27 protein-coding genes are annotated in these 26,005 nt (G+C 73.9%); 16 read left to right on the plus strand and 11 right to left on the minus strand.

Annotation, left to right across the window (positions count from 1 at the left end):
* The first annotated feature begins 67 nt into the window (after positions 1-67).
* From ACIGZJ_RS07090 to ACIGZJ_RS07105, 4 genes are all read left to right on the plus strand, one after another.
* Positions 68-2,248: a prolyl oligopeptidase family serine peptidase gene (locus ACIGZJ_RS07090; protein ID WP_396456318.1), complete on the plus strand. Its 2,181-nt coding sequence runs from the start codon at positions 68-70 to the stop codon at positions 2,246-2,248.
* Positions 2,249-2,452: 204 nt separating this feature from the next.
* Positions 2,453-3,409 (plus strand): ABC transporter ATP-binding protein, encoded by a 957-nt coding sequence (locus ACIGZJ_RS07095; protein WP_396456319.1) that lies wholly within the window; start codon positions 2,453-2,455, stop codon positions 3,407-3,409.
* Complete coding sequence (locus ACIGZJ_RS07100) at positions 3,406-4,128, plus strand: ABC transporter permease (RefSeq protein WP_396456320.1); 723 nt, start codon at positions 3,406-3,408, stop codon at positions 4,126-4,128. The genes ACIGZJ_RS07095 and ACIGZJ_RS07100 overlap by 4 nt, the downstream gene beginning before the upstream one ends.
* 8 nt (positions 4,129-4,136) lie before the next feature.
* Positions 4,137-5,378 (plus strand): sensor histidine kinase, encoded by a 1,242-nt coding sequence (locus tag ACIGZJ_RS07105; RefSeq protein WP_396456321.1) that lies wholly within the window; start codon positions 4,137-4,139, stop codon positions 5,376-5,378.
* A gap of 63 nt (positions 5,379-5,441) precedes the next feature.
* On the opposite strand, the gene fabV is transcribed toward ACIGZJ_RS07105, so the two are convergent.
* Together fabV and ACIGZJ_RS07115 are read right to left on the minus strand one after the other, a co-directional pair.
* The gene (gene fabV / locus ACIGZJ_RS07110) at positions 5,442-6,647 is read right to left on the minus strand and encodes an enoyl-[acyl-carrier-protein] reductase FabV (protein ID WP_396456322.1); all 1,206 of its coding nucleotides are present in this window, start codon (positions 6,645-6,647) and stop codon (positions 5,442-5,444) included.
* Between the two features lie 396 nt (positions 6,648-7,043).
* Entirely contained in the window at positions 7,044-7,535 is a 492-nt protein-coding gene (locus ACIGZJ_RS07115) for a cupin domain-containing protein (RefSeq protein WP_396456323.1), read from the minus strand.
* A gap of 170 nt (positions 7,536-7,705) precedes the next feature.
* Here ACIGZJ_RS07115 and ACIGZJ_RS07120 point away from each other — a divergent pair, with 170 nt between their 5' ends.
* Positions 7,706-8,341 (plus strand): response regulator transcription factor, encoded by a 636-nt coding sequence (locus ACIGZJ_RS07120; protein ID WP_392928974.1) that lies wholly within the window; start codon positions 7,706-7,708, stop codon positions 8,339-8,341.
* A gap of 36 nt (positions 8,342-8,377) precedes the next feature.
* On the opposite strand, the gene ACIGZJ_RS07125 is transcribed toward ACIGZJ_RS07120, so the two are convergent.
* Positions 8,378-9,244 (minus strand): transglutaminase family protein, encoded by an 867-nt coding sequence (locus ACIGZJ_RS07125; RefSeq protein WP_396456324.1) that lies wholly within the window; start codon positions 9,242-9,244, stop codon positions 8,378-8,380.
* Between the two features lie 58 nt (positions 9,245-9,302).
* Positions 9,303-10,220, minus strand: coding sequence for a GNAT family N-acetyltransferase (locus ACIGZJ_RS07130; protein ID WP_396456325.1), 918 nt, complete (start codon positions 10,218-10,220; stop codon positions 9,303-9,305).
* Between the two features lie 227 nt (positions 10,221-10,447).
* Between ACIGZJ_RS07130 and fdxA the strand changes: the two genes are divergently transcribed.
* Complete coding sequence (fdxA, locus tag ACIGZJ_RS07135; RefSeq protein WP_329489462.1) at positions 10,448-10,777, plus strand: ferredoxin; 330 nt, start codon at positions 10,448-10,450, stop codon at positions 10,775-10,777.
* Positions 10,778-10,800: 23 nt separating this feature from the next.
* Positions 10,801-11,961: a succinyldiaminopimelate transaminase gene (dapC, locus tag ACIGZJ_RS07140; protein ID WP_396456326.1), complete on the plus strand. Its 1,161-nt coding sequence runs from the start codon at positions 10,801-10,803 to the stop codon at positions 11,959-11,961.
* 164 nt (positions 11,962-12,125) lie between these two features.
* Here the strand turns inward: dapC and ACIGZJ_RS07145 are convergent, their stop codons facing one another.
* Together ACIGZJ_RS07145 and ACIGZJ_RS07150 are read right to left on the minus strand one after the other, a co-directional pair.
* Positions 12,126-12,887, minus strand: a complete 762-nt coding sequence (locus ACIGZJ_RS07145; RefSeq protein ID WP_396456327.1) for a hypothetical protein — start codon at positions 12,885-12,887, stop codon at positions 12,126-12,128.
* 293 nt (positions 12,888-13,180) lie between these two features.
* Positions 13,181-14,209, minus strand: coding sequence for a hypothetical protein (locus ACIGZJ_RS07150; protein WP_396456328.1), 1,029 nt, complete (start codon positions 14,207-14,209; stop codon positions 13,181-13,183).
* A 143-nt stretch (positions 14,210-14,352) separates the two neighbouring features.
* On the opposite strand from ACIGZJ_RS07150, the gene dapE reads away from it, so the two are divergent.
* Positions 14,353-15,426: a succinyl-diaminopimelate desuccinylase gene (gene dapE / locus ACIGZJ_RS07155; RefSeq protein WP_396456329.1), complete on the plus strand. Its 1,074-nt coding sequence runs from the start codon at positions 14,353-14,355 to the stop codon at positions 15,424-15,426.
* A gap of 98 nt (positions 15,427-15,524) precedes the next feature.
* Complete coding sequence (locus tag ACIGZJ_RS07160; protein ID WP_396456330.1) at positions 15,525-16,334, plus strand: TIGR00730 family Rossman fold protein; 810 nt, start codon at positions 15,525-15,527, stop codon at positions 16,332-16,334.
* Between the two features lie 56 nt (positions 16,335-16,390).
* Here the strand turns inward: ACIGZJ_RS07160 and folP are convergent, their stop codons facing one another.
* Positions 16,391-17,203 carry a dihydropteroate synthase gene (gene folP / locus ACIGZJ_RS07165; protein ID WP_392929656.1) on the minus strand — a complete coding sequence of 271 codons (813 nt, stop codon included), beginning with the start codon at positions 17,201-17,203 and terminating at the stop codon, positions 16,391-16,393.
* A gap of 157 nt (positions 17,204-17,360) precedes the next feature.
* Between folP and ACIGZJ_RS07170 the strand changes: the two genes are divergently transcribed.
* Together ACIGZJ_RS07170 and ACIGZJ_RS07175 are read left to right on the plus strand one after the other, a co-directional pair.
* On the plus strand, positions 17,361-17,780 hold the full coding sequence (locus ACIGZJ_RS07170; protein ID WP_396456331.1) for a DivIVA domain-containing protein: 420 nt from the start codon (positions 17,361-17,363) through the stop codon (positions 17,778-17,780).
* 71 nt (positions 17,781-17,851) lie between these two features.
* Positions 17,852-18,445 carry a DNA-3-methyladenine glycosylase I gene (locus ACIGZJ_RS07175; protein WP_396456544.1) on the plus strand — a complete coding sequence of 198 codons (594 nt, stop codon included), beginning with the start codon at positions 17,852-17,854 and terminating at the stop codon, positions 18,443-18,445.
* Between the two features lie 50 nt (positions 18,446-18,495).
* On the opposite strand, the gene ACIGZJ_RS07180 is transcribed toward ACIGZJ_RS07175, so the two are convergent.
* Positions 18,496-19,296, minus strand: coding sequence for an enoyl-CoA hydratase-related protein (locus tag ACIGZJ_RS07180; RefSeq protein WP_396456332.1), 801 nt, complete (start codon positions 19,294-19,296; stop codon positions 18,496-18,498).
* Positions 19,297-19,593: 297 nt separating this feature from the next.
* Here ACIGZJ_RS07180 and ACIGZJ_RS07185 point away from each other — a divergent pair, with 297 nt between their 5' ends.
* Positions 19,594-19,761, plus strand: coding sequence for a DUF3117 domain-containing protein (locus ACIGZJ_RS07185; protein WP_014137929.1), 168 nt, complete (start codon positions 19,594-19,596; stop codon positions 19,759-19,761).
* Between the two features lie 152 nt (positions 19,762-19,913).
* On the opposite strand, the gene ACIGZJ_RS07190 is transcribed toward ACIGZJ_RS07185, so the two are convergent.
* A complete protein-coding gene (locus ACIGZJ_RS07190; RefSeq protein WP_392928993.1) occupies positions 19,914-20,522 on the minus strand; it encodes an O-methyltransferase in 609 nt (202 codons plus the stop codon).
* A 326-nt stretch (positions 20,523-20,848) separates the two neighbouring features.
* Here ACIGZJ_RS07190 and sigE point away from each other — a divergent pair, with 326 nt between their 5' ends.
* The 4 genes from sigE (at position 20,849) to ACIGZJ_RS07210 (ending at position 24,074) form a co-directional block, all read left to right on the plus strand.
* A complete protein-coding gene (gene sigE, locus ACIGZJ_RS07195) occupies positions 20,849-21,586 on the plus strand; it encodes an RNA polymerase sigma factor SigE (protein WP_387944642.1) in 738 nt (245 codons plus the stop codon).
* Complete coding sequence (locus tag ACIGZJ_RS07200) at positions 21,583-22,596, plus strand: anti-sigma factor family protein (protein ID WP_396456333.1); 1,014 nt, start codon at positions 21,583-21,585, stop codon at positions 22,594-22,596. Before sigE ends, ACIGZJ_RS07200 begins: the two co-directional genes overlap by 4 nt.
* A gap of 148 nt (positions 22,597-22,744) precedes the next feature.
* A complete protein-coding gene (locus ACIGZJ_RS07205) occupies positions 22,745-23,188 on the plus strand; it encodes a sec-independent translocase (protein ID WP_396456334.1) in 444 nt (147 codons plus the stop codon).
* A 211-nt stretch (positions 23,189-23,399) separates the two neighbouring features.
* Positions 23,400-24,074 (plus strand): hypothetical protein, encoded by a 675-nt coding sequence (locus ACIGZJ_RS07210; protein WP_396456335.1) that lies wholly within the window; start codon positions 23,400-23,402, stop codon positions 24,072-24,074.
* A 95-nt stretch (positions 24,075-24,169) separates the two neighbouring features.
* Here the strand turns inward: ACIGZJ_RS07210 and ACIGZJ_RS07215 are convergent, their stop codons facing one another.
* Together ACIGZJ_RS07215 and ACIGZJ_RS07220 are read right to left on the minus strand one after the other, a co-directional pair.
* A complete protein-coding gene (locus ACIGZJ_RS07215) occupies positions 24,170-25,330 on the minus strand; it encodes an Mrp/NBP35 family ATP-binding protein (RefSeq protein ID WP_392929001.1) in 1,161 nt (386 codons plus the stop codon).
* A 56-nt stretch (positions 25,331-25,386) separates the two neighbouring features.
* Positions 25,387-25,953, minus strand: coding sequence for a DUF1003 domain-containing protein (locus ACIGZJ_RS07220; protein WP_396456545.1), 567 nt, complete (start codon positions 25,951-25,953; stop codon positions 25,387-25,389).
* Between the last annotated feature and the right edge of the window lie 52 nt (positions 25,954-26,005).

A 26,005-nucleotide genomic window follows, 5' to 3' on the forward strand; every position in this document is an offset into this window, starting at 1 on the left:
CGATGCTCCGAACGAGTGATCACAATCCGCCGGGCGGCGGCAGCCCCACGTCGTAGGGTCTGGTGCCATGACCTCCCACACCCCTGCGGACACCTTCCCGAGGCAGTACGCGCGCACCCTGCGCTACACCGTCGGCGCGCCCCGGTCCTTCTCCGTCGCATCCGACGGCTCCCGGGTCGTCTTCCTGCGCTCCCTCCCCCGCACGCCGGCCGGGGAGGCCCCCGTCGCCGGCGACCGGGCCAACCGGCTCTGGACCCTCGACACCGCGACCGGCGAGGAGCGGATCGCCGCCGACCCGGTCGCCCTGCTCGGCGGCGACGAGGAGGACCTCTCCCCGGCCGAGAAGGCCCGCCGCGAGCGCAGCCGCGAAGGCTCGGCCGGCATCGTCGGCTACGCCCTGGACGGCGCCGGCCGACTGGCCGCCTTCGCCCTCTCCGGCCGGCTGTTCACCGCCGACCTGGTCGCCGGCACGGCCGTCGAGCTGCCCGCCGAGGGCCCGCTGCTCGACCCGCGCCCCTCCCCGGACGGCGCCTACGTCGCGTACGCCAACACCGCCGGCGAGCTGCGCCTCACCCGCACCGACGGCACCGCCGACTGGGCCTTCGCCGAGCCCGACGGCCCCGGGGTGACGTGGGGTCAGGCCGAGTTCATCGCGCAGGAGGAGATGAGCCGCGACCGCGGCTACTGGTGGTCCCCGGAGAGCGACCGGCTGCTGGTCGAGCGGGCCGACGACACCCCGGTGCGCCGCTGGTGGATCGCCGACCCGGCCAACCCGGGCAGCGAGCCCGCCGAGATCGCCTACCCCGCGGCCGGCACCGCCAACGCCGAGGTCGGGCTCTGGGTGTTCGGCCTGGACGGCACCCGCACCGAGGTCGACTGGGACCGCGAGGCCTTCCCGTACCTGGCCCGGGTGCACTGGTCGAAGGGCGGCGTGCCGCTGCTGCTCGTCCAGGCCCGCGACCAGCGCAGCCAGCGGATCCTCGGCGTCGACGTGGCGACCGGCGCCACCGAGGTGCTGTTCGAGGAGCACGACGAGGTCTGGCTGGAGGTGTTCCACGGCGTTCCGGCCTGGACGCCGGACGGCCGGCTGGTGCGGATCTCCGACGAGGGCGGCGTGCGGGCGCTGGTGGTCGGCGACCACGCCGTCACCGGGGCCGACCTGCACCTGCGCTCCGTCCTCGCGGTCACCGACGACGAGGTGTTCTTCACCGCCTCCGGCGGCGCCGGGGAGAAGGACCCCGAGCCCGGCTGGGTGGCCGTCGGCCGGATCGGCCACGACGGCAAGCGGCTCTCCTGGGAGGCCGCCAACGACCGGCCGTTCACCTCGGTCGGCACCGCCGTGCACGCGGCCGGGATCACCGTCCGGGTCACCGCCGAGCCGGACCTGCCGGGCACCCTGGTCAAGGTCTCCCGGGACCTCCCGGAGGGCGTGGTGGTGGACGACATCGCCGTCATCGAGTCCTACGCCGAGCTCCCGGTGATCACCGCCCGCCCGGTCTTCCGGTTCGCGGGGGAGCGGCGCATCCCCTCCGCCGTCTTCCTGCCCACCGGCTACGACCGCGAGCGGGACGGCCTGCTGCCGGTCCTGATGGACCCGTACGGCGGCCCGCACGGTCAGCGGGTCGTCCAGGCGCACAACCCGCACCTCAACTCGCAGTGGTTCGCCGACCAGGGCTTCGCGGTGATCGTCGCCGACGGGCGCGGCACCCCCGGGCGCGGGCCGGCCTGGGAGAAGTCGATCGCCTTCGACTTCGCCGGCGCCACCCTGGACGACCAGGTGGACGCGCTCCAGGCGCTCGCCGGGGAGTTCCCGCTGGACCTCGGCCGGGTGGCCATCCGCGGCTGGTCCTACGGCGGGTACCTCTCCGCGCTCGCCGTGCTGCGCCGCCCGGACGTCTTCCACGCGGCGGTGGCCGGCGCCCCGGTGACCGACTGGGAGCTGTACGACACCCACTACACCGAGCGCTACCTCGGCCACCCCGCCGAGCGCCCGGAGGTCTACACGGCCAACTCGCTCTCCGGCTACGCGCCGGGCCTCGAGCGCCCGCTGATGATCATCCACGGTCTGGCGGACGACAACGTGGTGGCCGCGCACACCCTGAGGCTCTCCTCCGCCCTGCTCGCGGCCGGCCGCCCGCACACCGTGCTGCCGCTCTCGGGCGTCACGCACATGACCCCGCAGGAGGAGGTCGCGGAGAACCTGCTGCTGCTCCAGGTCGACTTCGTGAAGCGCTCGCTGGGGATCTGAGCGGCGGTCCGCGGGGCCCCGGTGGGCGCCCTGACCAGCCCTCCTGACCAGCCATCTGCGGCCGGTGCCCGGTGACCCGGGTACCGGCCGCGGCCGTGACATCCGTCATGCCGAAGGCACGACGGCGGGCACTGCCGCCGCGGGCGGCCCGCGCGGGACTCTGAGGTGGTGCGAACGACGGCACCAGGGGAGAGGACCAGGGCGATGACGACAGAGGTGGCGGCCTTCCGGGGCGTCGGCAAGAGCTACGGGCGGGTGCGGGCCGTGGACGGCCTGGACCTGGTCCTGCGGCCGGGCGAGACCGTCGCCCTGCTCGGGCCCAACGGGGCCGGCAAGTCCAGCAGCCTGGACCTGCTGCTCGGGCTGCGCGAGCCCGACACCGGCAGCGTCGAGCTGTTCGGCGGCAGCCCGCGCGCGGCCATCGCGGCCGGCCGGGTCGGCGCGATGCTGCAGAGCGGCGGCCTGATGGCCGACGTCAAGGTCCGCGAGCTGGTCGGGCTGGCCTGCGACGTGCACCCCCGCGGCCGGGCCGTGGGCGAGGTGCTGGCCGACGCCGGGATCGCCGAGCTGGCCGAGCGCCGGGTCGACCGGCTCTCCGGCGGCCAGGAGCAGCGGGTCCGCTTCGCGCTGGCCATCGCCGGCGCCAACGACCTGATCGTCCTGGACGAGCCCACCACCGGGATGGACGTCTCCGTCCGCCAGGCGTTCTGGGCGAGCATGCGGGCGCAGGCCGACTCCGGGCGCACGGTGCTGTTCGCCACCCACTACCTGGAGGAGGCGGACTCGATCGCCGACCGGGTCCTGGTCCTGCACCGCGGCCGGCTGATCGCCGACGGCACGTCGGCCGAGATCAAGGCGAAGGCCGGCGCCCGCCGGATCACCTTCGAACTGCACGACGCGGACGGCGGGTTCGACGTGTCGAAGCTGCGCGCGCTGCCCGGGGTGCTGTCGCTGGACGTCGCCGCCCGGGTGCCGGGGGTGCGGACGGTCCGGATCCGGACCGCGGACGCCGACGCGGGCGTCGCCGGGCTCTACCGGGCGGGCCTGTACCCGCGCGGGCTGGAGGTCACCGGCCTGGGCCTTGAGCAGGCCTTCCTGACCATCACCGGCGAGCAGGACGCCGCCGACACCGACGAGTTCGCGACGGAGGCCGCGCGATGACCACGCTGATCCGACTGGAGATCCTGCGCACCCTGCGCAACCGCAGGTACCTGCTCTTCTCGGTGCTCTACCCGGCGCTGATGTACTTCTTCTTCATCAACGCCTACGGCTCCGGCGAGGTGGCCGGCGGCCTGCCGGTGAAGACCTACTTCATGGTCTCGATGGCCACCTTCGGCGCGGTCGGCGCGGTGCTCACCGGCAGCGCGCAGCGCATCTCGCTGGAGCGCAAGAGCGGCTGGGTGCGCCAGCTGCGGCTGACCGCCCTGCCCGGCCGGGCGTACACCGTGGCCAAGATCGCCGCCAGCTCGGTGACCACCCTGCCCTCGATCCTGGTGGTCTTCGCGGTCGGCGCGAGCCAGGGCGTGCAGCTGGGCGCCGCGCAGTGGGTCGGCCTGGCGGCCGCGCTCTGGCTGGGCAGCTTCGTGTTCGCGGCGCTCGGGGTGGCGCTCGGGTACGCGGCGGCGCCGGACTCGGTGCAGACCATCGTGATGATCACCTACATGGTGATGGCGCTGTTCGGCGGGACGTGGTTCCCGGTGACCGGCACGATGGAGCGGTTCGCGCACTTCAACCCGGTGTACCTGTACAACAGGCTGGCCGCCTTCACCCAGCCCGGGCACTCGGTGGACACCGCGGCGGTGGCGGGTCTGGCGGCCTTCCTGGTGGTCTTCGTCGCCGCGGCCGCCGCGCTGTACCGCCGCGACACCCGCCAGGCATGATGGCCCCCATGTCCGAGATGCTCCAGGCCCACCGATCCGACGAGCAGCCGGAGGCGGGCCCGGGGCGCACCTCGTTCATGAACGTCCCCGGCGCCCCGGTGGACAACCGGCGGCAGCTGCTGGTCAAGATCAGCTGGATGCTGCTGTGGATGTTCTACCTGATCTACCCGGTGAAGGACCTGCTCGGGGGCGAGCACGGCGCGGCCGCCACGGTGGCGGGCTGGATCTCGCTGGTCGCCTTCGTGGTCAGCTACGTCTGCCTGGTGGTCTTCCGCTCGATGTCGGGGCGGCGGCCCTGGGCCAGCCGCGCGGTCGTCGCGACGATGGTCGCCCTCGCGGTGGCCACGTCCTTCGGCCTGGGCTCCGCCTGGCTGACCCTCTTCACCTACGCCTCGGTGTCCGTCGCGATCATCACACCGGTCCGGTACGCACTCGCCGGAGTGGTCGGGATGGCCGGGTTCGCCGTCGTGGTCGGGCTGCTCAGCCACGCCGACCCGGACGACATCCCCACCATCGCGCTGACCGCCTTCCTGTCCGGCGCCGCGATGACCGGTCTGCAGCGGCTGGTCGCCACCATGCAGGAGCTGCGCGAGGCCCGGGCCGCCGTCGCCCACCTCGCCGCCTCCGAGGAGCGGTTGCGGATGGCACGGGACCTGCACGACCTGCTCGGGCACTCGCTGTCGCTGATCACGCTGAAGAGCGAGCTGGCCGGGCGGTTCATGGACGCCGGCAAGGACGAGGCGGCGCGCGCGCAGGTGGCCGACATCGAGAACGTGGCCCGGCAGTCGCTGATCGACGTCCGGGAGGCGGTGACCGGCTTCCGGCGCCCCACCCTGCCGGTCGAGCTCGCCGCCGCCCGGACGGCGCTGGCGGCCGCGCAGGTCGCCCTGGAGGCCTCGCCGACGCTGGTGGACGCCTGGCCGGCGCTGGCCAACGAGGAGGCGGGCGCGCTGGCCTGGGCGCTGCGCGAGGCCGTCACCAACATCGTCCGGCACGGCGAGGGCGCCACGGTCTGCACCGTCACGGCGGACGAGGCCTGGGAGGGCGACGGCGAGCGGTACGCCGTCCTGGAGATCACCGACAACGGTGCCGGGCCGGGCAAGTCCGGTCCGGGGAACGGGCTCTCGGGCCTGGAGGAGCGGCTGGCCCTGGTCGGCGGGCGGCTGGAGACCGGGCCCGGCGCGCGCGGGCGGGGCTTCCGGCTGCGCGCGCTGGTGCCGCTGCGGACGGTCTCCAGCCCGGTGGTCTGACCGGGTCCGGTCCGCCGGCGTCCCCGGGTCAGGCGGGGTCAGGCCAGCCCGGGTGACGCCTGGTCAGGCGTCGGCCGACGGGGAGCCGGGCCACGGGACGGTGGTCTCGACCGCGGCCTCGTAGTCGACGCCCGGGACGTCCCAGCCGTAGATCCGGCCGACCTGCTCGCGGAACCACTCGGTGTCCGCACTGGCGGCCAGGGTGTCGGTGTCGATCCGGTCCCAGGCGGTGCGGACGGCGGCCTGCAGGTCGGCGTCCATCTCCCAGCCGTCCAGCCGGATCCGGCCCTCGTCGTCCAGCGCGAGTTCGGCGTTGCCGACGAGCTGGTCCCACAGGGCCACCGCCTGGTCGGAGGTGCCCTGCCAGGCGTCGCCGGCGATGCGGTGGAGCATGCTGACGTAGAGCGCGATGCTCGGAATGGCGGTGGACGCCTGGGTGACGGCCGCGCCCGCGACGACGGTGTAGGCGTCACCGGTGCCCTTGAGCCGGGTGTTGATGGCGCGGGCGGTGTCCTCCAGGTCCTGCTTGGCGGCGCCGATGGTGCCGGCCCGGTAGATCGGGGAGGTGATGTCGGAGCCGACGTACGAGAGGGCGACGGTCCGGAACCCGTCCGCGAGCATGCCCCTGGACTCCAGGGCGTCGATCCACAGCTGCCAGTCGGCGCCGCCCAGGACCTGTACGGTCGCCTCCCGCTCGGCCTCGTCCGCGACCGGCAGGTGCAACTCGCCGATCTGCGGGACGCCCTCCTTGAACACGAGGGTCTTGGCCCGGTAGTCGGTGCCGAGCGGCCTGATGGCGGAGCGGTGGATCTCGCCGGTCAGCGGGTCCTTGCGACGCGGGGCCGCGATGCTGTAGACGAGCAGGTCGACCTTGCCGAAGCCGGCGGCGAGCCGGTCGAGGGCCTCCTCCTTGACGCTGTCGGAGAAGGCGTCGCCGTTGAGGAAGGTGAAGTCGGAGCCGGCCTCGGCGGCGAGTTCGGCGGTCCGAGCGGTGCGGTACCAGCCCGCCCCGGCGGTGCGGCGCTCGGTCGGGGCGGACTCGAAGGCGATGCCGAGTCCGCGCATCCGGTGGGCGCGCAGGCCGACCAGGGTCGCGGCCAGCCCGTAGCCGGCGCTGGAGCCGATGACGAGGGCGACCGGGCCCGGCTGGTCGCCGGCCGGCTCCGGGGCCTGCTGCCACATGCGGTCGACCACCGCGCGGCAGCCGGTCGGGTGGCTGTTGACGTAGAGGTAGCCGTGGTTGCCGGGCTTGATCTCGCGGAGGCTCACTCATGGGTCCTTCGGGTGCGGGGACGAGGCCGCCGCGGCAGCGCGGCTTCCACGCGGCGACGGACCTCGTCGACGGGTCCAGCCGGCCGGTGGCCTCCTGGGGTACGACGGTGTCGAAGGCACCCTCCGGGGCGGTGACCAGGCGAGGCGGTCCATGCCCCGGGTCGCGCCGCGGACGGGCCCTGTCCATCATCCTCAGCGGACGCGGCCCGACCGGCGATGGTGATCTTCACAAGAAGTGGCCGCGGATTCTTGTCGGTGTTCCAACCGGTCACGCCACGCCGCCGGTCCCATCAGGGGTCTGACCGGTCGTCGGTGCACTCCGAGACCCTGCGCCGCCGTCCGCGGGGCCTCGGCGGACCAGGGGGGTGGGGCTCCCGCGGACCGGACGGTCGGTCAGGAGGCCAGCTCGGCGCGCCAGGCCGGGCTGTCCACGTAGTGGTTGTCGTACTGCTCGGAGGAGTCCTTGATCTCCTGCGGGCTCGCCTCGCCGCGCATGACCCGGCCCAGCAGCCGCAGGTAGTCGAAGCGCGCCATGCCCGGGGTGAAGACGAACAGCACGTCGGCCGTCGAGCCGGTGGCGGCGGCGAAGGCGTGCGGGGTGTTCGGCGGCACCAGCAGGAAGTCTCCGCTGTTCAGCACCGTGACCTCCTCGTTGACCAGGACCCGCAGCGAGCCGTCGATGACGAAGAAGAGCTCGGCGGCGCGGGTGTGGAAGTGCGCCGGTGCGCCGACCGCACCTTCGGCGAAGGTGGAGCGGTAGCTGGTCAGCAGGCCGCCGGTGGTGTCCGAGTCGGCGAGGAGGGTCATCACGCTGCTGGGGTCGCTCGTGGTCTCGGCGTCGGCGGCCCGGGTGAGGAGCGGGGCGAAGTCGGTGTGCTTGTTCATGGTGCTCTCCGTTGCTTTCCGGGGCTGTTCGCCGTCCTTGTGATCACTACTCTACGAAGCCAAAGACCGCGCTGGCAGTGCAATTCCGAGCAGAAAACACGGGTCAATTCCGGCTCCGGCCCGCACCGTTCGACGGTCGGCGTCGGAAGGCGGGCCATAGGGTCGACGGTATGAGTGAGATTCAGAACGGTGGGGCCCCGTCCGTCCGCGTGCTGCTCGCGGAGGACCAGGGGATGGTCCGGGAGGCGCTGGCGGCGCTGCTCGGACTGGAGGGGGACATCGACGTCGTCGCCCAGGTGGGCCGGGGCGACGAGGTGGTGGCGGCCGCGACCGCCCACGACGTGCAGGTCGCGGTGCTGGACATCGAGATGCCCGGGATGACCGGGCTCGAGGCCGCGGCGCTGCTGCGCAAGGCCCGGCCGCAGACCAGGGTGGTGATCGCGACCACCTTCGGGCGGCCCGGCTACCTGCGGCGGGCGATGGAGGCGGGCGCGGACGCCTTCCTGGTGAAGGACGCGCCGGCCTCCGAGCTGGCCGAGGCGATCCGCCGGGTGCTGCGCGGGGAGCGGGTGATCGACCCGGCGCTGGCCGCCGCCGCGCTCGCCGAGGGGGCGAACCCGCTGACGGCCCGTGAGCGGGACGTGCTGGCGGCCGCGTCGGACGGGGCGGTGAACGCGGACATTGCCAAGCGGCTGCACCTCTCCGAGGGGACGGTGCGCAACTACCTCTCGATGGCGATCCAGAAGACCGAGGCCCGCAACCGCACCGAGGCGGTCCGGATCGCCCGCGAGAAGGGCTGGTTGTAGCCCCTTCGCGGGCATCTCGCAGCCCGGCCCCCGGGCTCAGTTCAGCCGGTGCCGGGCCGCCCGGGCGTCCAGCCGCACCCGGGCCGCCGCGTCCGGGTCGAAGGCGTCCAGGATCTCCGCGTAGGAGTCCATCTCGGTCGAGCCGCCGAGGAAGTCGCCGGTGCGGACCAGCAACTCTGCGCGCTCCAGCCGCAGTTGGGCCGGGTGTCGGGGTAGCAGCAGCGCCAGCTCGGTGGCCCAGAGCTGGGTGCGGGCGTGCTCCGGGCGGTCCGCGGCCCAGCTGCGGATGTTGCCGAGGACCCGCAGCACGATGTCCAACGGCTGGGCGGGCGTGAGCAGTTCGGGTGTGAACTCGTGTCCGGTGGCGCGGACCAGCTCGTCCGCGGCCTCCGGGTCGAGTAGCCGCCCGCCGTGGAACGGGTCCGCCAGCACGTAGTCGTCGCCGCCCTCCGCACCGCCGACGGCGACGATGAAGTGACCCGGCAGGGCGAGGCCGTGGACGGTGAGGCCGGCGCGGGCGGCGACCGCCGTCCACACCAGCGACAGCATGATCGGCAGCCCGCGCCGCCGCCGCAGCACGTCCGGCAGCAGTGAGGACTCCAGCCGCCGGTAGTCGGACTGCCGCCCGTGGAAGCGCTCGCGCCCGCCGAGGACGGCGGCCAGCAGCGCGGCCGTCTCCTCCGGCCCGGCCGGGGTCCGCTCGGCGACCGCCAGCCGGACGGCGGCCGCGTGCCGGTCCAGCGCGGCGTGGCAGGCGGCGAGCAGCGCCTCCAGGGTCGGCGGCTCCTCGGCGTCGTCCAGGACGGGGCTGTGCTCCGCGGCCGCGAGCAGGCAGAGCAGCACCGGATCGGGGTGCTCGGCCCGGGCCTCGGTCCGGAAGCGTGCTCTGCTCTGCTCGGTCACGGTGGCTGCGACGGCTTTCGTGGGAACGGCGGGTCGGGACTGCTCGCGCGGGGGTGCGCTACTCCTGCGGTAGGCGGGCGTAGTGGTAAGTGTGACTGGTCGTGAAGCCAAGTCCGTCATAGAGCGCGATCGCACCATCGTTCTCGGCCTCGACCTGCAGGTAGGCGCCGGTGGCGCCCTCCTCGGCGGACCGGGCGGCGAGCACCGCCATCAGCGTGGTGGCCAGGCCCGCGCGGCGGGCGTGCGGGGCGACCTCGACCGCGCCGAAGCAGGCCCACGGGCCGTCGATGACACAGCGTCCGATCGCCAGCGGCGGCTGCCCCGCGGCGCCCGGCACGGTGGCGAACCAGACGGAGGGCCCGCCGTGGAGCAGCCGCCGGGCGGCCTCCTCCACCGCCGCGTCGTCCGAGACCTGCCGGTACAGCGACATCCACTCCGGACCGGCGGTACGGGACAGCCGCACCCGGTCGTGCCCCGCCCCGGACCGGGCGAGCGGAGCCAGCGGCGCGACCTGCACCAGGGTGGGCGAGTGCGCGGCCCCCAGCCGGCCCGGCTCGGACCGCAGCTCCTGCGGCGAGCCGGGCGTGCAGACCTCCACCCAGGCGGGCAGCCCGCGCGCCGCGTACCACTCCCGGACCGCCGCGAGCGCCTCGTCCAGCGGCAGCCCCGGGTCGCCGAGGGTCTGGACGGAGTTGGCCCGCCGGGTGAACCCGGCCGAGGCGCGCAGCGTCCACGCGCCCAGCGGCTCCTGCTCGACGGCCGACCAACTGCGCGCCGCGATCCGCTGGAGCTCCGCCGGCGAGGCCTCGGGCAGCGCCGCCCGCCGGGCCGGGAAGAGCGGCACCGTCTTGCCCGCGACCAGCAGTTTCTCCTCGAACGCGACCGGATCGCCACTCCGCGGGGCGACCGTCAGCCCATGATCGTCCCACGATGTGAGCACGCCGATCGCATCGCGGAACACCGGCCTGTCGTCCACGAACTCCGTCAGTCGTCGAACGGAGACGCGTCGTCCCACGTCAGAGCGATCTATCCGGACCTCCGGACGGTCCTGGACCGGGCCGTCAGCCGCCATCTGGGCACCTCCTGTGCATTTGCGCTCCCTGACCCGCGATACTAGGGGCGGGCATCGACGACGCCGCGCTCACCCGCGCACGCGAGCAAAACAGAATGGGCCGCCGAGCCCTTCCGAGGAGGAACGACAGCGTGACCTACGTCATCGCGCAGCCTTGTGTCGACGTCAAGGACAAGGCCTGCATCGAAGAGTGCCCGGTTGACTGCATCTACGAGGGCGAGCGATCGCTCTACATCCACCCGGATGAGTGTGTCGACTGTGGTGCTTGCGAGCCGGTCTGCCCGGTCGAGGCGATCTTCTACGAGGACGACACTCCGGAGGAGTGGAAGGACTACTACAAGGCGAACGTCGAGTTCTTCGACGACCTCGGTTCGCCCGGTGGTGCCTCGAAGCTCGGGCTGATCGAGCGGGACCACCCGTTCATCGCCGCTCTGCCGCCGCAGAACACCGACGAGCACTGAATCGATCGGTGGCAACTGAAGCTGTGAGCACCAACGACAGCACGCACGCGCCGTTCCCGGGCCACCCGGGGGCGGCGCGCCGCGTTTCCGACCTCCTGCCGGTCTTCCCCTGGGACAAGCTGGAGCCGTACAAGCAGACCGCGCTCGCCCACCCCGGCGGGCTCTGCGACTTCTCGGTGGGCACGCCGGTGGACCCGGTCCCCGAGGTGATCCAGAAGGCGCTGGCCGCCGCCACGGACACGCCCGGCTATCCGACGGTCTGGGGCCCGGTGGAGCTGCGCGAGGCGGTCGCCGGGTGGCTGAACCGCCGGGTCGGCGCCGAGATCGGCCCGCAGGCCGTCCTGCCGACCGTCGGCTCCAAGGAGCTGGTGGCCTGGCTGCCGACCCAGCTCGGCCTCGGCCCCGGCGACCAGGTCGCCTACCCGAGGCTGGCCTACCCGACCTACGAGGTGGGCGCGCGGCTCTGCGGCGCCGAGCCGGTCGAGTACGACTCGGTGGACGAGCTGGACGGCTCGCGGGTACGCCTGCTCTGGGTGAACTCGCCGTCCAACCCGACCGGCCGGGTGCTCGGCAGGGACGAACTGCGCCGCACGGTCGCCTGGGCCCGCGAGCACCGGGTGCTGCTGGTCAGCGACGAGTGCTACCTGGAGCTGGGCTGGGAGGCCGACCCGGTCTCCGTGCTGCACCCGGACGTCTGCGGCGCCGACGGGCAGGGCCGGCAGCACGAGGGCCTGCTGGCGGTCCACTCGCTCTCCAAGCGCTCCAACCTGGCCGGCTACCGCGCCTCCTTCGTGGCGGGCGACCCGGTGGTGGTCAGGGAGCTCCTGGAGGTGCGCAAGCACGGCGGCATGATCGTGCCGGCCCCCGTCCAGGCGGCGACCATCGCGGCGCTCGCGGACGACGCGCACGTGGCCGAGCAGCGCGGGCGCTACGCGGCCCGGCGTTCGGCGCTGCGGGCCGCGCTGGAGGCGTACGGCTTCCGGGTGGAGCACTCGGAGGCGAGCCTGTACCTGTGGGTGACCCAGGACCGGCCGTGCTGGGAGACGGTGGCCGAACTGGCCGCCCTGGGCATCCTGGTGGCGCCCGGCGACTTCTACGGGCCGGCCGGCGAGCGCTTCGTCCGGGTCGCGTTCACCGCGACGGACGAGCGGGTCGCGGCGGCCGTGGAGCGGCTGCGCGGCTGAGCCGCACCCGCGAAGGGGGCCGGTGTCCAGTACTGGACACCGGCCCCCTTCGTTGTGGGTCCGCCTCGTTGCGGGTCCTGGGTGCGGGCCCCCGCGCGGGCCCGCACCGCACGGCCCGTCAGCCGTCCGCACGCCGCCCGGGTCGCCCCGGCCGCGGGTCGGGCCTAGAGCGGGAGGCCGCCGAGACCGCCGCCGCCGATGCCGCCGAGCAGGCCGGTGATCGGGCTGAGGCCGGCCAGCGGGGAGTTCGGGCCGAGGTCGGCGCCGCCGAGGCGGTTGGCCGAACCGTGCTCGGCCAGGCCCAGGACGTCGGCGCCGGGCAGGCCGGCGGGCAGGCCCGCCGGCAGCGCGCGGGTCACCGAGCCGAGCGGCAGGGCGTCCGTGACGGCGTTGGTGCCGGGGACGGCTCCGGCCAGCGCACCGCCGCCGGGGAGGCTCTCGGTGGCCTGTGAGAGCCCGCCCACCGGGTTGGCGCCGGCGCCGGCGCTGCGGCCCTCGGCACCGTGGCCGGTGACCGCGTCGCCGACCTTGCCCGCCAGGGCGGCCGCGACCTTCGGGGTGATGGCGGAGAGCTGGCCGGTGGTGGCGGCGGTCTTGTCGACCGGGGCGGTCAGCGAACCGGCCTTCTCGTTCGCCTCGGGGAGCTGGTGGGCGACGATGTTGCCGGTGGCGTCGGCGGTGGCGGGCACGCCCGCGGCGACGGTGGCGGCGCCGGTGTCCCCGGCGGCCTGGCCCAGCTCGTGGGTGGTGTGCTGCAGGGTGGAACCCGCGTCGGTGTTGGTCAGCTGGCCCAGCGGCGCGGCCAGGTCGGACCTGGGCACCAGCGCGTCGGCTGCGGACGCGGAGCCGGCCGCGACCAGCGGGGTCGCGCCGGCCGCCACGAGCAGCGCGGCCTGGGCGATCCGGCGCGTGAGGGGGTGAGACATGGGGCTCCTCGAAAGGGTCTGGGTCCGTCCCGTCCGCTAGGGCGGACAACGTCACTACCGCTTCAGAAGCCAGAAGGTTTCGGTCGGTGCAAGGAAAGGGTCTTACCGACGATCGGACGGTATGACCGCTGAACGGCCGTCGCAGCCCGTCCGGCCGGGGCCGGGAACGGGCTGCGCGGCAAGGGAAGTGACGGTTCTGCGCACCGGCGGTCGGTGCGTACCCGGCCGTCCACCCAGGTTGACCCGAATCACCCGTTCGGCGGTGATCCGCTCACCAGTGCGTCAACCGGCGGTCAGCTCTTCCCCGAGGTCGTCAGCGAGACCTGCACCAGCTTGGTCGAGGTGCCGGTCGGCTGCGGCTTCCAGCCGTCCTCGGACTTGGCCTTCCGCCAGATCCGGCCGTCGTACGCGACCGTCTCGATACCCAGCTGCTGGGCCTGCGCCACCGCCCAGTGCGCGACCGCCCAGCCGTTCTGCCGCTCGGCGTCCGGGCCGGCGTCGGTGCTGGTGTTCGGCTCGGGGGTGAGCGAGACGGCGTTCTCCGCACCCTTGACGGTGGAGCTGTACCCGGCCGCCGGGGTCACCGTCCGGCCGAACTCACGGCGCACCCGGTCGGTCAGCGCCTGGGTCCGGTCCGGCCGGCCGGCCGGAGCGGCGGTGCCCGCGGGGGAGGCGGCGCCCGAAGCGGTCGGCGGGGCGGCCTCCTCGGCCGGCTCCGGCTCGGCGAAGTCGTGCACCACGCAGTTCAGCGCGGCGCCCTCGCGGCCGGTGAGCGCCGAGGCCAGCAGGGTCGCCTTGGTCTCGTGCTTGGCGTACGCCTGCGGGTAGCCGCTCTTCTGCACCTGCTGGGCCGCGTCGGTCAGCGGCAGCCGGGTGTAGCCGGGCACCTTGACCAGGCCGTCCAGGAACTTGTTGGTCGCGTAGACCGGGTCCTGGATCTGCTCCACGGTGCCCCAGCCCTGCGAGGGCCGCTGCTGGAACAGGCCGACCGAGTCCCGGTCGCCGCCCGACAGGTTGCGGATCTTGGACTCCTGCATCGCCGTCGCCAGCGAGATCGTCACCGCCCGGTCGGGCAGCCCGCGCGCGTGCGCCACGGCGGCGATCGTCGCCGCGTTGGCAGCCTGCGGGATCTCCAGCGTGCCCTCGCCCGCCGGGGTCTTCACCGAGCAGCCCTCGGGGGTGAGCTTCTGGTCGCGCAGCCAGTACAGGCCCACCGCGACCACCGCCAGCACCAACAGGCCGATCAGCACCGCCCGCAGCGGCCTGCGACGACGCGCGGGCGCCGACTCGTCGCCCTGCCCGCCGCTCTTCCTCCTGGCCACCGCCGCCCCTCTCCACCGTGCTCCTTGATCCGACACCGTACCCACTCGGACGGGTGTACGGCGCCGATGGTTCTGCGACGGGCCCCCGCGGCCTCCCCCGGGGCACGTCTCCGCGACCGGCCCCGGGTCTAGGCTGAACGACCATGAGCAGCCCGAACGCACCCCTGGACCTCACCCTCGACGGCGGCACGCTGACCGCCCGGCTCGTCGACTTCCCGTCGGAGAGCGGCGACGAGCAGGCGCTCGCCGACGCGGTGGAGGCCGCCCTGCGCGCCCACCCGCACCTCACCGTCGACCGGTACGGCAACAACGTGGTCGCCCGGACGAACCTCGGCCGCGCCGAGCGGGTCCTGCTCGCCGGGCACCTGGACACCGTGCCGATCGCCGACAACGTGCCGTCCCACGTCGAGGGCGACCTGCTGTACGGCTGCGGCACCTCCGACATGAAGTCCGGCGTGGCCGTGCAGCTGCGGCTGGCCGCCACCCTGCCCGAGCCCAACCGCGACCTCACCTTCGTGTTCTACGACTGCGAGGAGGTCGAGGCCCACCGCAACGGCCTCGGCCACCTGGTCGCCGAGCACCCGGACTGGCTGGCCGCCGACCTCGCCGTGCTGATGGAGCCCAGCGGTGCCACCGTCGAGGGCGGCTGCCAGGGGACCCTGCGGGTGCAGGTCCGGCTGACCGGCATGCGCGCCCACTCCGCCCGCAGCTGGCTCGGCGACAACGCCATCCACCACGCCGCCGAGGTGCTCGGCCGACTCGCCCGGTACGAGCCGCGCCGGGTGGAGATCGACGGCCTGGAGTACCGCGAGGGCCTCAACGCGGTCCGGATCGACGGCGGCGTGGCCGGCAACGTCATCCCCGACGAGTGCGTGGTGACGGTCAACTTCCGCTATGCGCCGGACCGCAGCGAGGCGGACGCCGAGAAGCACGTACGGGAGGTCTTCAGCGGCTTCGAGGTGACCGTCACCGACTCCGCCCCGGGCGCCCTGCCCGGCCTCTCCCAGCCCGCCGCGCAGGCCTTCCTGGCGGCCGCCGGCGGCGTCGCCCGGGCCAAGTTCGGCTGGACCGACGTCGCCCGGTTCAGCGCGCTCGGCGTCCCCGCGGTCAACTACGGCCCCGGCGACCCGAACATGGCGCACAAGCGGGACGAGCACTGCTCGCTCGCCGCCATCGCCGAGACCGAGGAGCGGCTGCGCGCCTGGCTGACCGCCTGACCGGGACACCGGTCAACGGCCGAACGCCATCTTCCGGTTGCCCAACCGACCTTCCGCCGTTGCCTGAAAACCGGGATCGGCGGGCGTAGGGTTTCGTCATGACAGGCACAGGAGACGAAAAGCACTACGGACACGGCCCTGAGCAGGTGGGGGAGCCGCGCCCGAAGAGGTCGTGGCCCGAGAAGCAGCAGGGCCCGGTGCTGGTGCGCCGGGACCAGGTCGGCACCAGCACGACGGACCAGCGCCTGCTGGACACCACCGGCCCGACGGACTGGCTGCACACCGACCCGTGGCGGGTGCTGCGGATCACCTCCGAGTTCGTCGAGGGCTTCGGCGCGCTGGCCGAACTCCCGCCCGCGATCAGCGTCTTCGGCTCCGCCCGGACGTCGATCGACTCGCCCGAGTACGCGGCGGGCGTGGCGATCGGCCGCGCGCTGGCCGAGGCCGGCTACGCGGTGATCACCGGTGGCGGTCCGGGTGCGATGGAGGCGGCCAACCGCGGCGCCTCGGAGGCCGGCGGCCTGAGCGTGGGCCTCGGCATCGAGCTGCCCTTCGAGCAGGGGCTCAACGAGTTCGTCGACCTGGGGTTGAACTTCCGTTACTTCTTCGTCCGCAAGACGATGTTCGTGAAGTACGCCCAGGGCTTCGTGGTGCTGCCCGGCGGCCTCGGCACGCTGGACGAGCTGTTCGAGGCGCTCACCCTGGTGCAGACGAAGAAGGTCACCCGCTTCCCGGTGATCCTGTTCGGCAGCGAGTACTGGGGCGGGCTCTTCGACTGGCTGAAGAACACCCTGGTCGCGCAGGGCAAGGCGGCCCCGCACGACCTGGAGCTGTTCCAGATCACCGACGACATCGACGAGGTCATGAAGATCCTCGCCGACGCCCGTCGGCCGGCCCACGAGATCTAGGGTCCAGGCCCCGGGGTCCGGTCGGGTCCGGGCCCGTTCGAGTCGGCCGCGAAGGATCAGGCCAGCCCCCGGCGGGCGACCGCCGGGGGGCGGGTGCCCCGGATCGAGGCGACCATGTCCAGCACCTGGCGGGTCTCCGCGACCTGGTGCACCCGGTACACCTGGGCGCCCAGCCAGGCCGAGACGGCCGTGGTCGCCAGGGTGCCGAGCAGCCGCTCGTTCACCGGCCTGTCCAGGGTCTCCCCGACGAAGTCCTTGTTGGAGAGCGAGACCAGCACCGGGAACCCGGTCGCGGTCATCTCCGGCAGCCGCCGGGTGGCCTCCAGCGAGTGCCGGGTGTTCTTGCCGAAGTCGTGCCCCGGATCGATGATCAGCGCGTCCCGGCGCACCCCGAGGCCCACCGCCCGCTCGGCCAGCCCGACGGTGACCCGCAGGATGTCCGCCATCACGTCCTGGTAGCCCACCCGGTGCGGCCGGGTGCGCGGCTCGGCGCCGCCCGCGTGGGTGCAGACCAGCCCGACGTCATGGCGTGCGGCCACCTCGGCCAGCCGCGGGTCCACCCCGCCCCAGGCGTCGTTCAGCAGGTCCGCGCCCACCTCGCAGACCGCCTCGCCGACCTCGTGCCGCCAGGTGTCCACGCTGATCACGGCCTCCGGGTGGCGCTTGCGCAGCTCCGCCACGAACGGCACCGTGCGCCGCAGCTCCTCCTCGACGGTGACCTCGTCGCCCGGCCCCGCCTTCACCCCGCCGATGTCCAGGATCGCCGCGCCCTCGGCCATCGCCCGGTCCGCGGCGGCGAACGCCGCCTCGTCGGCGAAGGTGGCCCCCTTGTCGAAGAAGGAGTCCGGGGTGCGGTTGACGATCGCCATGATCACCAGCTCGTCGTCGGCGAATTCCCGAGCTCCCAGACGCAGTGCCACCGATGTCTCCTCCACAGCTGCTGCGGGTGCGATGATGGCCCCCGGCCTACCGGGAACCATGATCCCACTTGTACCGAGGCCGGCCGGGAAGTCGGGAGGACAGCTCGTGTTCTGGGTGATCGTGGTGGCCATGGCCGTGGTGGTCGGCGGCGCCGCGCTGGTGGCGCTGGGCGGGGGCGGCTCACTGCCGGAGGCGGTGCACGACCGGATCGCGGCGCGGCTTCCGCAGGACCGTCCGCTCAGCCGGGACGACGTGGACGGGATCCGGCTGCCGATGGCCGTGCGCGGCTACCGGATGGACGAGGTGGACGACGTCCTCGACCGCCTCGGCGCCGAACTCGCCTACCGGGACTCGCGGATCGCCGAGCTGGAGGCGGCCGCCACGCTGCGCGGCGCGGTCGAGGCCGGCGGCCCGGACGCGGGCGCCGAACCGCTGCCTGGCCTGGAGGAGTTCGCCAGGGTGGTCGAGCCGGTGGCGACCCTCACCAAGGAGCCCGAGGACGCGAAGCCGGTGCAGGACCAGTGAGCGAACCGCTCGCCGAGCCGGCCGCAAAGTCGCCCGTGCAGGAGCCCGGGCAGGGGTCCGCGGAGCCGTCCGTGGAGCCGTCGAACGGCGCCGTGCTCGGCCCGGACGGCCTGCGCCGCTGCGCCTGGGGGGATTCGGCCGAGGACTACCGGGTCTACCACGACACCGAGTGGGGCCGCCCGGTACACGGCGACGACGCCCTGTTCGAGCGGGTCTGCCTGGAGGCCTTCCAGTCCGGGCTGTCCTGGATCACCATCCTGCGCCGCCGGGAGGGCTTCCGGGCCGCGTTCGCGGGCTTCGAGATCGCCAAGGTGGCCGAGTACGGCCCGGCCGACGTCGAGCGGCTGCTCACCGACACCGGCATCATCCGCAACCGCGCCAAGATCGAGGCGTCCATCGCCAACGCCAAGGTCGCGCGTGACCTCGACGGTGGCCTGGACGCCCTGATCTGGCGGTTCGCCGGCGACCCGGACCGGCCGGCCCCCCGCGCACTGAGCGAGGTGCCGACCGTCACGCCCGAGTCGACGGCACTGGCGAAGGCGCTGAAGAAGGAGGGCTTCCGCTTCGTCGGCCCGACCACCGCCTACGCGCTGATGCAGGCCTGCGGCCTGGTGGACGACCACCTGGCGGACTGCCACGTCCGCACCGCCCTCGACCCGCGTTAGGTCCTGTCCGGGGCCCTGACGGGCCCTGGGGTTCCAGGGCCGGACAGGGCTTAGCGCCCCAGGTACTTCGGCTTCTCCTTGGCGATGAAGGCGCGGACCGCGATCCGGTGGTCCTCGCTGTCGCCCGCCAGGGTCTGCAACTCGTCCTCCTTGTCGAGCAGCTCACTCAGCGTGTGCGCCGCGCCGTAGGCCAGCGACTCCTTGATGGCGCCGTAGGCCACCGTCGGGCCCTCGGCCAGCTCCTTGGCGAACACCCGGGCGGTGGCGGCCAGCTCGGCGGCCGGCACCACCTTGGTGGCCAGGCCCAGCTCCATCGCCTCGGTGGCCTTCACGGTGCGCGGCAGCATCAGCAGCTCGGTCGCCTTGGCGTGCCCGACCAGCCGCGGCAGCGTCCAGGAGGCGCCCGAGTCGGCGGTCAGCGCGATCCCGGCGAAGGCCGTGTTGAAGCCAGCGGTGTCCGCGACGATCCGGAAGTCGCAGGCGAAGGCCAGCGAGGCGCCCGCCCCCGCCGCGACCCCGCCGACCGCCGCGACGGTCGGCTTGCGCATGCCCGCCAGCGCCCGCACCAGCGGGTTGTAGTGCTCGGCGACGGTCTTCAGCGCGCCCTCGCCGGTCTCCTCGGCCCGCTTGAGCTGGCCCAGGTGCTCCTTGAGGTCCTGCCCGACGCAGAACGCCCGCTCGCCCGCGCCGGTGAGCAGCACGGCCCGGACCGCCGGGTCCTCGGCGGCGGCCGCCACGGTGTCCCGCAGCGCCACCTTGGTCGCGACGTCCAGCGCGTTCATCGCCTCCGGGCGGTTGATGGTGATGACGGCCAGGCCGCCGTCGAGCTCGTAGAGCACGGAATCGGACATGGGCGAGGGCTCCCTAGTGATCGTCGTGGGGTCGGTCGTGTGTCAGGATGCCGGAGCGTACGGCCGGGTGGGGAGTGTGAGGTATCGCACCTTCCGGTGGCGTACGGAGCGCCGCCGCGCCGGGGCTTATGGCGGGAAATGTGGCGCTTGGGGGCGGTCCGGCCGTGGTTGCACCGAGAGTGATGTTGGTCATCAGGCCGTGGCATGCGGGATAATGGCTTCCGATCAATGCGTTCGATACCGGCGGTGGACGGACTGCCGGTGCGTAGCTGAGCGGTTGCAGGAAGGGGAACGAGCATGGCGGCCATGAAGCCGCGGACGGGTGACGGCCCGCTCGAAGTCACCAAAGAGGGGCGGGGCATCATCATGCGCGTTCCGCTCGAAGGCGGCGGACGCCTTGTGGTGGAGCTCACGCCTGACGAGGCCGACGCCCTCGGCGAGGCCCTGAAGAAGGCCTGCGGCTGACCGCAGCGGGTGCTCCCCATCTCCTGGAGATGTGCCACCGGGGCCCGGGTACGACACCACGTCGACCCGGGCCCTTCGGGTTCCCGCACGGGGCCTCGTACCCGGCGGCGCGGCAGCCTGACGGCCCGGTGACGCGACGGGCCCCGGGCTTGTCAGCGCTTGACCGCGCAGAGCAGCCCGTCGGAGACCGGCAGCAGCGCCGGCAGCAGCGACTCGCTCTCCCGTACGTCCCGGAGCAGGTCCCGGACGGCGTGCGTCGGCGGGTCCTGCACGTCAGGCTCGGTCAGCCGGCCCTCCTGGAAGACGCCCTCGAAACAGACCATCCCGCCCGGCCGCAGCAGCCGCAGCGACTCCGCGAGGTACTCCCGCGACTCCGCCGGATCCCCGTCGCAGAACACCAGGTCGTACTGGCCGTCCGCCAGCCGGGGCAGCACGTCCAGTGCCCGGCCCGGTATGAACCGGGACCGGTTCGCCGCGAACCCGGCCGCCTGGTACGCCTCCCGGGCCAGCTGCTGGCGCACCGGCTCGGAGTCCACCGTGGTGAGCACGCCGTCCGGCCGCATCCCGCGCAGCAGGTAGACCCCCGAGACGCCCGTCCCGGTGCCGATCTCGGCGACCGCCTTGGCGTCCAGCGCGGCCGCCAGCAGCCGCAGACAGGCCCCGCCGCCCGGCCCGATCGCCTTGATCCCGGTACGCGCCGCCTGCGCCCGGGCGTAGGTCAACACCGCGTCCTCGCCGACGAAGGTGTCGGAGAGGGCCACGCGCGCGGGCCCGAACTCGCTGATGGCTGCCTCTTTCGGAGCCCCGGGTGGCGGCCCGGTGCCGAGGGGATGTCGATATTTCCTGCCACAGATTACTGGCCGACCGGGAACCGCGTACGGCGGCGGGCCGTTGGTGGAACTGGGACCGGGTGAACGGACGCCTTTCGGATACCCCCGGGCACTTTTATCCGGGCTTGACGGGTGAGGTGGATATGGTGGTGGCCCTGCTGGGCAGAAGAGCCGACCGAGGAGGTGTGGCCGAGGGCGACGTCCCTGTGCGGCGGCACATCCGCGGCACCACGTCGGCCCGTACGCCGAAGCCCGTGATGAACCAGCCCGCGCACTCCACCCTGGACCAGCCGGCCGCCGCGACCGTGACGCCGGCCGCCGGTACCGCCGAGGCCCCCGCCGCCCTCGCGACCTTCACCGAGGGCCCCGACGCGCAGAGCTGGACTCCGCCCTCGTGGGAGGAGATCGTCGAGGCGCACAGCGCCCGCGTCTACCGCCTCGCCTACCGCCTGACGGGTAACCAGCACGACGCCGAGGACCTCACCCAGGAGGTCTTCGTCCGGGTCTTCCGCTCGCTGTCCACGTACACCCCCGGCACGTTCGAGGGCTGGCTGCACCGGATCACCACCAACCTCTTCCTGGACATGGTCCGCCGCCGCCAGCGCATCCGCTTCGACGCCCTGGGCGACGACGCCGCCGAGCGCCTGGCCAGCCGCGAGCCGAGCCCGGCCCAGCACTTCAGCGACACCCACTTCGACGCCGACGTCCAGCAGGCGCTGGACACCCTCGCCCCGGAGTTCCGCGCCGCCGTGGTGCTGTGCGACATCGAGGGCCTCTCCTACGAGGAGATCGCCGCGACCCTGGGCGTCAAGCTCGGCACCGTCCGCAGCCGCATCCACCGCGGCCGCTCCCACCTGCGCGCCGCGCTCAAGCACCGCGCCCCCGGCGCGGCCCCCGGCCGTGAGCGCCGGGGCGGCTCCGAGGAGCCGGTGCCGGTCGGCGCCGCCGCCGGTGAGGCGGGCGCGCCGGGCGGGCGTGGACGGAGGCGGTCGTGAGCGGAACCGGCCGGTCGGGACCGGGCCAGCCGGACGCCTCCGGCCGGGCCGCGGCCCGGCGGGGCGGCTGGGCGCTGCCCGGACGCCGGGGCCACGACGGCCCGGACACACCCCTGCTGCCCGCCGAGCCGCCGCCGGGTGAGCCGACGCTGCGGGCCGTGGCCGTACGGCCCGCCGAGCCCGTCGAGGAGCACCACCTCGGGGAGCGGCTCTCCTCCTTCGTCGACGGCGAACTCGGCCACGACTCGCGCGACCGCGTCCAGGCACACCTGGCCACCTGTCCGCAGTGCCTCGCCGAGGCCGACGAGGGCCGCGCCGTCAAGCACCTGCTGACCCACACCGGCACCCCCGGCCCGTCCTCGGCGCTGATGGCCCGGCTGATGGCCGTCGGCACCCTCCAGGACGACCAGCTGCCCCCCGAGCGGTCCCGCCGGGACGACGACGACCTGCCCGGCGGCGGGGTGGCCGCGAGCGGCACGCTCGGCGGCAGCCGGCTCAACGGCGGCTCCTTCGGCCGGGGCGCGGGCGCCTCCTTCGGCGCGGGCGCGCTCGGGGCCGACGCACCGCTGCCGGGGGTCGACCCCAGGGCGTTCGGGCGCGGCGGCTCTGTGCTGCGCCCGCTGATGGGCCGCCGTACCGGTCGGCCCGCCGGCTCCGCCCAGCCGCAGCCCCAGCCCGCCGCCGCGTCGACCGGGCCCGCCATGGTCCGGCAGATCGCGCCGCGCGGGCGCCGCTTCGTCTTCGCCGCCGCCGGGGCCTTCTCGGTCGCCGCGGTGACGCTCGGCGGGGTCGGCTCCTTCGCGGCCCAGAACGGCGAGCAGCAGGGCACCTCGGTCAGCCCGGTCGGCGACACCGGCCGCGGCGGCGGGCACGTCCCGATGAACGCACAGGTCCCGGTGGACTTCCCGGTGCGCCCGGTGGCGGCCACCCGCAGCGCGTTCCCGCCCTACGACGGGTCGGACCGCACCCCGAGCACCGGCATCGCCGGGCTGCACCACGAGAACCGCTAGAGAACCTCCAGCGGGCTCCTCGCCCACCGGTCGGGACGGCCTTGATCATCGGCGGCTCTTCACCACGGCTTCATCACACCGTGGGGTACGAAACCGCTGGTGGCCATTACCCTGTAGGAACCGTCGTCCGCCGAGCTAGGGAGTTTGGGTGTTCAGCGACGTAGGCGCCCTGGAGATCCTGACCCTGGTCATCATGGCCATCGTCATCTTCGGCCCGGACAAGCTCCCGAAGATGATCCAGGACACGATGGGCTTCATCCGGAAGGTCAGGGCCTTCGCCGACGACGCGAAGGCGGACATCCGCAGCGAGCTCGGTCCCGAGTTCAAGGACTTCGAGTTCGAGGACCTCCACCCCAAGACGTTCGTCCGCAAGCAGCTCATGGGCGGCCAGGAGGACCCGCTGGGCCTCAAGGAGATGCGGGACAGCCTGGACATCCGGTCGGTGCTGGACGACAAGCCGGCCGCCCCCGTGAACGGCCGGGCCGGCACGGTGAGCATGGACAAGTCCGGTGTCCCGGCCCCGGCGGCCGCCGGGGCCGGCGCCCCGCTGCAGCCCGGCGAGCGCCCCCCGTTCGACCCGGACGCCACCTGATCCCACGTCGTCGCGACGACGCCACCGCCCCGCCCGGCCGCACGGCTGGCCGGGGCGGTGGCGTGTCCGCCGCTATTGTGCTGATTGTTCCCGCTGTGCCGTCTGTCACTTTCCGGTCCGTTCCGGACCGAAGACGCCCGGCGGGGACGCCGGGGTGCGCCACGATGGGAGCGCGCCACGGCAGGCAAACGTGCGTTGAGGAGGTCCGGGGATGGACGCGACGAGTCATGCGGTGGGGACGGCGACGGCCGGTGGCCCGATGGTCGGCGGGCAGGCCGGCCCGGCCGACCCGCTGGTGCCGTACCTGTCGGCGGACTTCCCCTGGTACGGCCTGGACGACGGCTGGACCGGCCGCCGCTACCTGATGCAGGCCGGCGCGGGCGGTCCGCGCGCCGGGGCGGCCGGCAGCGTCGACTACGGCACCCTCGGCCACGGCGAGGAGCCGGCCAGGCACTACGAGCCGCGCGACATGCGCAGGTTCGCCGTGGTCGTCACGGTGGCCCGCCGGGACAGCCGGCGCAGCGCCGACAACACCGGCACGCTGGAGGCCACCTCGGCGTCCTCCGCCGCCTGGCTGGCCGGCTCCGGCCTGCTCGCCGCCACCTGGCCGGGCCAGCTGGACCGGGCGCTGCGCCAGGACTGGCTGGACCAGCAGAGCTCGCTCGCCTGGGACCTCGCCGACGACCTGGCCGGCCCCGGCTGGTCCACCCTGAGCCTCCCGGTGAACGGCCTGCCGCAGCCCTTCCGCTACCGCGAGTCCGAGTACGGCTGGGTCCTGGCCGGCGAGGCCCCCGGCGTCCTCCTCGGCGCCTTCGGCCGCGGGGTCAGCGCCTACGGAGCCGGCTTCTCCACCGTCCCCGACCTCTCGGCCTACACCCGCCCCTAGCCCGCACGTACGGACTCCGGCCCGGCCCCGCGGCGCCCGTGCGCAAACGCGGACGGGCCGGGCGAAGCCGCCCGGCCCGTCCGACGACCGCAGGGTCAGAACTTGTTCTTCGGGGTGAGGCCGAGGGAGAGGCCGGAGAGGCCGCGCTGGCGGCCGCCGAGCTTGCCGGCGACGGCGCGCAGGGCGGCGCCGGCGGGGGAGTCGGGGGCGGCCAGGACGACCGGGCGGCCGTCGTCGCCGCCCTCGCGCAGGCGGACGTCGATCGGGATCGAGCCGAGCACCGGCACGGTGGCGCCGACGGTGCGGGTGAGGGCCTCGGCGACGGTCTGGCCGCCGCCGGTGCCGAACACGTCGATGACCTCGTCGCAGTGCGGACAGGGCATGCCGGCCATGTTCTCGATCACGCCGACGATCTTCTGGTGGGTCTGCACCGCGATGGTGCCGGCCCGCTCGGCCACCTCGGCGGCGGCCATCTGCGGGGTGGTGACGATCAGGATCTCCGCGTTGGGGACCAGCTGGGCCACCGAGATCGCGATGTCGCCGGTGCCGGGCGGCAGGTCCAGCAGCAGGACGTCCAGGTCGCCCCAGTAGACGTCGGCCAGGAACTGCTGCAGCGCGCGGTGCAGCATCGGGCCGCGCCAGACCACCGGGGCGTTGCCGGGGGTGAACATGCCGATCGAGATGACCTTCACGCCGTTCGCCTGCGGCGGCATGATCATGTCCTGGACCTGGGTCGGCCGGCCCTCGACGCCCAGCATGCGCGGCACGCTGTGGCCGTAGATGTCGGCGTCGACCACGGCGACCTTCAGGCCGTCCGCGGCCATCGCCGCCGCGAGGTTGACCGTCACCGAGGACTTGCCGACGCCGCCCTTGCCGGAGGCGACGGCGTAGACGCGGGTCAGCGTGCCGGGCTTGGCGAACGGGATCTCCCGCTCGGGGGCGCCGCCGCGCAGCAGCTGGGAGAGCTCCTTGCGCTGCTCGTCGCTCATCACGTCGAGCTCGACCTCGACGCCGGTCACCCCGGGGATCCTGCCGACCGCCTCGGTCACCCGGGTGACGATGGTGTCGCGCATCGGACAGCCCGAGACGGTCAGGTAGACCGCGACGCGCACCGCGCCGCCCTCGGCGATCTCGACCGATTTCACCATGCCGATCTCGGTGATCGGGCGGTTGATCTCCGGGTCGTTCACGGTCGCCAGCGCCTGGCGTACGGAGTCCTCCGTGACGCCGGCCGCGACCTCTGTCTCGTTGGCCATGCCTTGATGGTACGGCGCTGGCGGTGCCCCTTAACCCGTCGGTAGCGTGCCGAGGGTCACAGCGCCTCGGAGGTCTCCCGGCGCTCGTCGATCTCCCTGAGCAGAGCCTGGAGTTCGGAGCGGACGCCGCTCAGCTCGGAGGCGATGAAGGCGCGGGTCGCGACCTCGCCGAGACCCTGCCGCAGCGCGGCCACCTCGCGGGTCAGGTACTCGGTGTCGGCGATGTTGCGGTCGCTGCGGGCGCGGTCCTGCTCCATGTTGACGCGGTCCCGGTCGTCCTGGCGGTTCTGCGCGAGCAGGATCAGCGGGGCCGCGTACGAGGCCTGCAGCGAGAGCATCAGGGTGAGGAAGATGAACGGGTAGTCGTCGAAGTGCACCTGGTCCGGCAGCACGGTGTTCCAGCCGACCCAGGCGACCACCACGATCGTCATCCAGACGATGAACCGCCCGGTGCCGAGGAAGCGCGCGATCCGTTCGGAGAGCTTGCCGAACGCCTCCGGGTCGTAGGCGGGCAGGGTGATCAGGCCGGGGCGGGCGGTGCGCGGCTGGTCGAGCCGGGCGCGGGCGGGGCCGGCGGCGACGGCCTCGGCGCGCTGGACGCGACCGCCCTCGCGGGCCCGCAGTTCGCGCAGTTCGCGCAGCTGGCGGAGCTGGCGCAGCTCGCCCTGCAGGCGC

The organism is Kitasatospora sp. NPDC052868 (assembly GCF_044547105.1).
In the GTDB taxonomy this organism is placed as follows: Bacteria; Actinomycetota; Actinomycetes; order Streptomycetales; family Streptomycetaceae; genus Kitasatospora.

What these genes read in the sequence shown, in the direction of transcription:
- ACIGZJ_RS07210 (WP_396456335.1), top strand. Translation starts at nt 23,400, where the DNA reads ATGGACGCGACGAGTCATGCGGTGGGGACGGCGACGGCCGGTGGCCCG.
- ACIGZJ_RS07180 (WP_396456332.1), bottom strand. Translation starts at nt 19,296, where the DNA reads ATGTCCGATTCCGTGCTCTACGAGCTCGACGGCGGCCTGGCCGTCATC.
- ACIGZJ_RS07145 (WP_396456327.1), bottom strand. Translation starts at nt 12,887, where the DNA reads ATGTCTCACCCCCTCACGCGCCGGATCGCCCAGGCCGCGCTGCTCGTG.
- folP (WP_392929656.1), bottom strand. Translation starts at nt 17,203, where the DNA reads ATGGCGATCGTCAACCGCACCCCGGACTCCTTCTTCGACAAGGGGGCC.
- ACIGZJ_RS07120 (WP_392928974.1), top strand. Translation starts at nt 7,706, where the DNA reads ATGAGTGAGATTCAGAACGGTGGGGCCCCGTCCGTCCGCGTGCTGCTC.
- ACIGZJ_RS07095 (WP_396456319.1), top strand. Translation starts at nt 2,453, where the DNA reads ATGACGACAGAGGTGGCGGCCTTCCGGGGCGTCGGCAAGAGCTACGGG.
- dapE (WP_396456329.1), top strand. Translation starts at nt 14,353, where the DNA reads ATGAGCAGCCCGAACGCACCCCTGGACCTCACCCTCGACGGCGGCACG.
- ACIGZJ_RS07105 (WP_396456321.1), top strand. Translation starts at nt 4,137, where the DNA reads ATGTCCGAGATGCTCCAGGCCCACCGATCCGACGAGCAGCCGGAGGCG.
- ACIGZJ_RS07100 (WP_396456320.1), top strand. Translation starts at nt 3,406, where the DNA reads ATGACCACGCTGATCCGACTGGAGATCCTGCGCACCCTGCGCAACCGC.
- sigE (WP_387944642.1), top strand. Translation starts at nt 20,849, where the DNA reads ATGAACCAGCCCGCGCACTCCACCCTGGACCAGCCGGCCGCCGCGACC.
- ACIGZJ_RS07090 (WP_396456318.1), top strand. Translation starts at nt 68, where the DNA reads ATGACCTCCCACACCCCTGCGGACACCTTCCCGAGGCAGTACGCGCGC.
- ACIGZJ_RS07215 (WP_392929001.1), bottom strand. Translation starts at nt 25,330, where the DNA reads ATGGCCAACGAGACAGAGGTCGCGGCCGGCGTCACGGAGGACTCCGTA.
- ACIGZJ_RS07160 (WP_396456330.1), top strand. Translation starts at nt 15,525, where the DNA reads ATGACAGGCACAGGAGACGAAAAGCACTACGGACACGGCCCTGAGCAG.
- ACIGZJ_RS07185 (WP_014137929.1), top strand. Translation starts at nt 19,594, where the DNA reads ATGGCGGCCATGAAGCCGCGGACGGGTGACGGCCCGCTCGAAGTCACC.
- ACIGZJ_RS07115 (WP_396456323.1), bottom strand. Translation starts at nt 7,535, where the DNA reads ATGAACAAGCACACCGACTTCGCCCCGCTCCTCACCCGGGCCGCCGAC.